Below are 5,652 nucleotides of genomic sequence, written 5' to 3' on the forward strand. Positions count from 1 at the left end.
CTGTTAACCATCCGGTGGAAAGGTTGGCGCATGCGGTTTCTTCTCATGCTCATCCTGATTTCCGGCTGTGCCTCTCCTGCGCCTGACTACTTCGGCGCGGTACGGCATGAGGTGACAAAGGGCGGTATCGACTTTGTGGTCTTTCAGAAGGGTAGCGCAGTTGAGGTGGTGCGGCTGGGCTATCTCACCCGGGCCGAGCGCAAGCCTGTACCGCGTCTGATGGAGGAAGCGGCGGCTGAGGCGACAGGATGTCGGGTTGTGCCCAACTCCATGCGCACCAAAATCCAGGGCGATACCGGTGTCGCCCGCTTCGATCTGGATTGCCTGTAGCGTTTCGCGCCAATCCATATACCCGATAGATCAACATGTACCCGAAACGCATTGGGATGATGCAGATCAAGGCCGTCTTGGCGACAAGCCGGTAAACCCCAAACCGAAATGCGCGGCATCAGGGAAAGGATCTTCCGTGCTTCGGTTGTTTTTCGTGATCTATACGCTTGCCAGCGTGACGCTTGCGGGCTCGGCAGTCATCGCGGCCCTGACCATGGGGCTGGTCGGAGCAAAACCGATTATCATCGCGGCGCTGATTGGCGCGATGCTGGCGCTGCCAGTGGCCTGGATGGTCACAAAACAGCTTTCAGAGGTCTAGCGGGCCCAGAAAGGCGCGCAACGCTGCTTCGAATTCGCGGGGTTTGTCGGCATGCAGCCAATGCCCCGCCCCGGGCAGCTTCGCCATCCGCGCCGCCGGGAAAAGCTCTTTGATCCCAGCCCGATGTTCGGGGCGGACATAGTCAGAGGCCGCACCGGTCAGAAACAGGGTCGGCCCGTCATAATGACCTTTGGTGCCGGGCCAGCCGACGATCTTGTCCATCTCACGCTCCAGCACGTCGAGGTTCAGGCGCCATTGCGGAGCCTCCCCCTTCAGATCCAGCGACTGGAGCAGAAACGCCCGCACACCGGGATCGGCGACATCCTGCGCCAGCCGCCGGTCTGCATCCGATCGCGCCGCCAGACCTGACAGGTCCAGCCTGCGCATCGCCTGGGTCAGATGCGCCTGACTGTGGCCGTAGGCCACCGGGGCGATATCAGCCACGACAAGGCGTCCGACAAGATCGGGGCGGGTCAGGGCAAGCTGCATCGCGGCCTTGCCGCCCATGGAATGGCCGACCACATCGACAGGGCCGCCCAAAGCGCTGATCACCTCGGCCAGATCGTCCGCCATATCGGGATAGCTGTGGGTCTCGGCCCGAAAACTTTCGCCGTGATTGCGCATATCGACCACCACGACGCGCCGGTCCGAGGCCATGCGCCGCGCGATCGCACCCCAGTTTCGTGCCGACCCGAACAGCCCATGCACGACCAGAAGCGTCGGCAGATCGGTCGCGGTTCCATATTCGTCAAATCTCAGCATGGCCTTTCCTATCGCGGTGGCGCGGCGGCTTCCAGTGCGTTGCGGGAGAATTGCGCTCGGGTTAGTCTTGTCCCGGGGCAGGAGGTGGGAATGACCGGCGTGACGGTGCAGGAGATGGCCGGACAGGTCGCGGATCTTATGGAGGCGCGGCTTGGCCTTCGCGGCGACGGGCTGGCTGCCAAGCTCAGGCGTGGGCGGCGTGTGTTGCCGCGCAATGTCCGGCGCGAGGCCGAATATCTCGTGCGTGCAGCCGAAAAGGCGCATCTTCCGAAACTGCAGGTGCAACTGGACCGGGCGCGCATCGACAGCGCCTTTGAAATCTGCATGGGCCATTTGAAACCTCTTGGCGTAAAGGCACGGCGGCGGGCGCTCTTTCTCGATATGCTGACGGGCTTCGGCACAGCCGTGTTCGCGGTGATTGTGTTGGTGGTCATCGTGCTGGCCTGGCGGGCGCAAGGCTGACGCCGAGAGAATGCGGACAGTGCCGCCCAGGGCTGCGATGGTGATCGGCATTCGGCGCGCTTTTGCCAAAAGGTATTGAAACTACAAGCGGATTCCCGATCTCAGGCGGCTGACCGCACAGCCGGAGGCGCCGATTCCGCGATCCTTCGCCGGTGATCGTCGTGTTCGTCCTTCCCGGCTTGATTGCCGTCGCCGGATGCTTTCGGGTGCCCGCAGGCTGGGGCAGCCAAAAGGAAAACACATGGCACATAGCGAAACAGAACAGCTGATGATCGAACTCATCAACCGTTCACGGCTCGACCCCATGGGCGAGGCAGAGCGGGCGGGGATCGACCTGAATGAAGGGCTGGCACCCGGCACCATTTCCGGCGCGCCGAAAGAAGTTCTGGCCCCGAATGACATTCTGGCCAATGCGGCCGAGGGGCATTCGGACTGGATGCGCACGAGCGGCAATTTCTCTCATACCGGTTCGGGCGGCTCTGATCCCGGTGATCGGATGGAAGCTGCCGGTTACCGGTTCGGTCCCGGATCGGGCTGGGGTGAGAACATCTCATATCAATCCTCAACCGCGCCTCTCAATATGGACCAGACCATCCGTGAGCAGCATGAGGGTCTGATCCAGAGCAAGGGCCATCGCACTGCCATTATGGGGGAAGATTACAGGGAAATCGGTGTCGGCAATGAAACCGGCCCGTTCCAAGGCTATCAGCACAGCTCGCTGATTACGGAAAACTTCGCCCGCGGGGACGATTCCGTCTTTCTGACCGGCGTCGTCTATGACGACAACGATATGGACGGCTTCTATTCCCTCGGCGAGGGCAGTGGCGGGACGACGATTTCGGTCGGCGGTCAGCAGGCCGCGTCCGAACAGGCCGGGGGCTATGCGCTGAAGCTCGATCAGGGCGCGGCGGATACCGTGGTGGACCTCTCTTCCGGCGGCCGGACCGGTTCGGTCAAGGTCGATCTCTCGTCGAGCAATGTGAAGCTCGACGTTGTGAACGGGTCGGAAGTGCTCAGCTCTGCCGATCTGAAACTGGTTTCGGGGTTTGACGATGCGCGCCTGCTGGGCGTGGCGGATCTGGACCTGACTGGCAATGATGCGGCCAATATGCTGACCGGGAATGACGGTGCCAATGTCATCAACGGTGGAGCCGGGGACGACGTGATCGATGGCGGGGAGGGCGGTGACGAGGCCGTCATCAACGCGGCAACGACCGACATTCAGGTGATGCGTGTGGCGAATGGCCATGTGGTAACCTCGGCGGACGGGGCGGACACGTTCATGAATGTCGAGAACTTTACCTTCACCGACGGGACGCTGACCGCAGCGGAGCTGGATGCGATGGCCGATGGCAGAACGCCGACGCCCGATCCCGAGCCGACACCTGACCCCGAGCCGGTGCCCGACCCCGAGCCGACACCTGATCCGGAACCGAACCTCGTGGAGGGAACGCCCTGGGGCGACTGGCTCTTTGGTACGGCTGAGGCGGATCGGATCGTAGGCGGTCGCGGGCACGACCTTCTCGTCGGTCAGGGTGGCGATGACATCCTTGATGGCGGTGAAGGCTGCGACATGCTCGTCGGTGGTGCCGGGGCCGATACCTTCGTCTTCAATGGCGGCTGGGACATGATCCTCGACTTCGAAGGCGGAGTCGACAGCCTCGACATTGATCCCGCGCTTTTGGCCGAAGGGCAGACGTTGCAGGATATCATGGACGGATCCCAGGATGTCTGCGGCGGAGGCAAGCTGCTGGAATTCGGCGAGGATGCCGGGCTGATCGTCTGGGGTGACGATCCGACGACGGGCGATGGCGGCATGAACCTCTTCGTCTGATCGCGCAACCATCCGCAATAAAACCACACCGCGCCGGGAAATCCGGCGCGGTTCTTCATTCCGGGTTTTCATGCCGGGTCCATGCCATTACGTGTGAACGAAGTTCAGAAAGGTGAGGCGATGGCCAGCAAGGCAGACAAGCGCAAGGCGGAGTTGCGGCAAAACCTGATCGAGATCGCGGAGCGGAGGATCGAGGCCAAGGGTCTCACGTCGCTGCGCGCCCGTGATCTGGCGGGCGAGGCGGGCTGCGCGGTGGGCGCGATCTACAACGTCTTTGCCGATATGAACGACCTGACCATGGCGGTGAACGGCCGCACCTTCCGCAAGATCGGCGAGGCGGTGGGGCAGTCCTTGCAAGGGACCGAAGGTCAGCCCCCGGTCGACCGGCTGATCGTCATGTCGAACGCCTATCTCGCCTTCGCCGCCGAGAATGTGCTGCTGTGGCGGGCGCTCTTCGACATCGACATGGCCGACGACGGCACAGTGCCCGACTGGTACATGGAAGAGTTGCGCAAGCTTTTCGCCAATATCGCCGGACCAGTGTCCGAGCTTTTCCCCGAGCTTGACCCGAAAGAGCTGGAACTGATGGTGCGGGCGCTCTTCTCCTCAATCCACGGGATTGTTCTGCTGGGTCTGCAAAACCGCATCTCGGGCGTGCCGCGTGGCAATATCGAACGGATGATCGCACAGGTTTTGTGCCGGATTGGAAACTGACTGTTTCTTGAACGGCGTTCAGATTTATCTTGAACTGCGTTCACAATGCGCTATGTTCTTCATATGAACGATGTTCATTTTTGGAGGATGCCATGTTCACGACAATCCGGACGCTGTTTCTGGGCGCCGAGGCCCGTGCGGAAGAGCGGGTGCGAAAAACCTATTCGATCGAACTGATCGAACAGAAGATCCGTGAAGCACAGCAAGGGTTGCAGGCGGCGAAAGCCGGGCTGGCCAGCCTGATCCAGCGTCAGCGGTCCGAGGAAAAGCAGATCACGCTTCTGCAAGGCCGGGTGACCGATCTGACAGGAAGGGCAAAGGCGGCGCTGGAGGGCGGGCGCGAGGCGCTGGCCACCGAGGCGGCCGAGGCCATCGCCGAGATGGAGAACGAACTGGCCCTGCGGCGCGAAACCGTCCTGCGGCTGGAGGCCCGCGTCATGCGGTTGCGCCGGACGGTCGAGACAACGAACCGCCGCATCATCGACCTGAAACAGGGCGCCATTGCCGCCCGCGCCGTGCGGCAGGAACAGACGATTCAGACCCGCATCCAGACGACCCTGTCTGGCCGCAGCCCGATCTCCGAGGCCGAGGAGCTGATCGCCGAGGTGCTGAACCGCGACGACCCCTATGAACAGGCCGAGATCCTTGAGGATATCGACCGGGGGCTCACGAAGGCCGATCTGGGCGAGCGCATGGCCGCCGAAGGCTTCGGCAAGCCGGTGAAAATGACCGCGACCGAGGTGCTGAACCGTCTGAAGTCCGACCAGTAACCCCCTGAAATCCAATCCCAAACGAGGAGACAAGTTATGAACGTCCAGAAAACCGATTCTGCACTGATCATGGGCCTGAACATTGCCGGCGTCGTTGTCGCCTATACGCTCCTGGCAATATCGCTCTACCTTTCAACCGACGTGCCGCTGTCCACCAAGGGGTACTGGGGCATGGGCATCGTCCTGCTGACGCTGAGTCTGATCAACGTGGTCAAATACCGTTTCGACACCCGGGCGCTTGAGGATCGCATCCGCCAGATCGAAGAGGCGCGCAACGAAAAGCTGCTGGAAGAATTTGTGGGCGACCCGAAGTAAGAGTGGTTCAGTGGCAGGAAAGCCCCCGCAATCTGCGGGGGTTTTTCGCTGGTAACGAAAATTTTACAGGTCCACCCCACCATTCCGCCCGGAACAAGCGCGACGCGCGCCGGGCGAGCGCCTGCCCGTCCCGGCGGGCTGGCGCT

8 protein-coding genes are annotated in these 5,652 nt (G+C 62.0%); 7 read left to right on the forward strand and 1 reads right to left on the reverse strand.

From position 1 onward, the window contains the following. Both WBB85_RS17735 and WBB85_RS17740 read left to right on the forward strand, forming a co-directional pair. A partial coding sequence (locus WBB85_RS17735) for a hypothetical protein (RefSeq protein WP_432639922.1) occupies window positions 1-330 on the forward strand: 330 nt, incomplete at its 5' end. A 136-nt stretch (window positions 331-466) separates the two neighbouring features. Then, on the forward strand, window positions 467-649 hold the full coding sequence (locus WBB85_RS17740) for a CTP synthetase (protein ID WP_432639923.1): 183 nt from the start codon (window positions 467-469) through the stop codon (window positions 647-649). Here the strand turns inward: WBB85_RS17740 and WBB85_RS17745 are convergent. Next, window positions 638-1,411, reverse strand: a complete 774-nt coding sequence (locus tag WBB85_RS17745; protein WP_432639924.1) for an alpha/beta fold hydrolase — start codon at window positions 1,409-1,411, stop codon at window positions 638-640. The genes WBB85_RS17740 and WBB85_RS17745 overlap by 12 nt on opposite strands. Window positions 1,412-1,501: 90 nt before the next feature. Between WBB85_RS17745 and WBB85_RS17750 the strand changes: the two genes are divergently transcribed. From WBB85_RS17750 to WBB85_RS17770, 5 genes are all read left to right on the forward strand, one after another. Further along, entirely contained in the window at window positions 1,502-1,873 is a 372-nt protein-coding gene (locus WBB85_RS17750; RefSeq protein WP_432639925.1) for a hypothetical protein, read from the forward strand. 241 nt (window positions 1,874-2,114) lie between these two features. Continuing rightward, window positions 2,115-3,707 carry a CAP domain-containing protein gene (locus WBB85_RS17755; RefSeq protein ID WP_432639926.1) on the forward strand — a complete coding sequence of 531 codons (1,593 nt, stop codon included), beginning with the start codon at window positions 2,115-2,117 and terminating at the stop codon, window positions 3,705-3,707. A 120-nt stretch (window positions 3,708-3,827) separates the two neighbouring features. Further along, window positions 3,828-4,421: a TetR/AcrR family transcriptional regulator gene (locus tag WBB85_RS17760; RefSeq protein WP_432639927.1), complete on the forward strand. Its 594-nt coding sequence runs from the start codon at window positions 3,828-3,830 to the stop codon at window positions 4,419-4,421. A gap of 92 nt (window positions 4,422-4,513) precedes the next feature. After that, complete coding sequence (locus tag WBB85_RS17765; RefSeq protein ID WP_432639928.1) at window positions 4,514-5,191, forward strand: PspA/IM30 family protein; 678 nt, start codon at window positions 4,514-4,516, stop codon at window positions 5,189-5,191. Window positions 5,192-5,227: 36 nt separating this feature from the next. Continuing rightward, window positions 5,228-5,506 (forward strand): hypothetical protein, encoded by a 279-nt coding sequence (locus WBB85_RS17770; RefSeq protein ID WP_432639929.1) that lies wholly within the window; start codon window positions 5,228-5,230, stop codon window positions 5,504-5,506. Window positions 5,507-5,652 lie beyond the last annotated feature (146 nt).

Origin of the sequence: Albidovulum sp. (genome assembly GCF_049646345.1) — a bacterium.
In the GTDB taxonomy this organism is placed as follows: domain Bacteria; phylum Pseudomonadota; class Alphaproteobacteria; order Rhodobacterales; family Rhodobacteraceae; genus Albidovulum.

Excerpts from the sequence above, each read along its gene's own strand:
- WBB85_RS17745 (WP_432639924.1), bottom strand. The coding sequence starts at position 1,411 with ATGCTGAGATTTGACGAATATGGAACCGCGACCGATCTGCCGACGCTT.
- WBB85_RS17750 (WP_432639925.1), top strand. The coding sequence starts at position 1,502 with ATGACCGGCGTGACGGTGCAGGAGATGGCCGGACAGGTCGCGGATCTT.
- WBB85_RS17755 (WP_432639926.1), top strand. The coding sequence starts at position 2,115 with ATGGCACATAGCGAAACAGAACAGCTGATGATCGAACTCATCAACCGT.
- WBB85_RS17760 (WP_432639927.1), top strand. The coding sequence starts at position 3,828 with ATGGCCAGCAAGGCAGACAAGCGCAAGGCGGAGTTGCGGCAAAACCTG.
- WBB85_RS17765 (WP_432639928.1), top strand. The coding sequence starts at position 4,514 with ATGTTCACGACAATCCGGACGCTGTTTCTGGGCGCCGAGGCCCGTGCG.
- WBB85_RS17770 (WP_432639929.1), top strand. The coding sequence starts at position 5,228 with ATGAACGTCCAGAAAACCGATTCTGCACTGATCATGGGCCTGAACATT.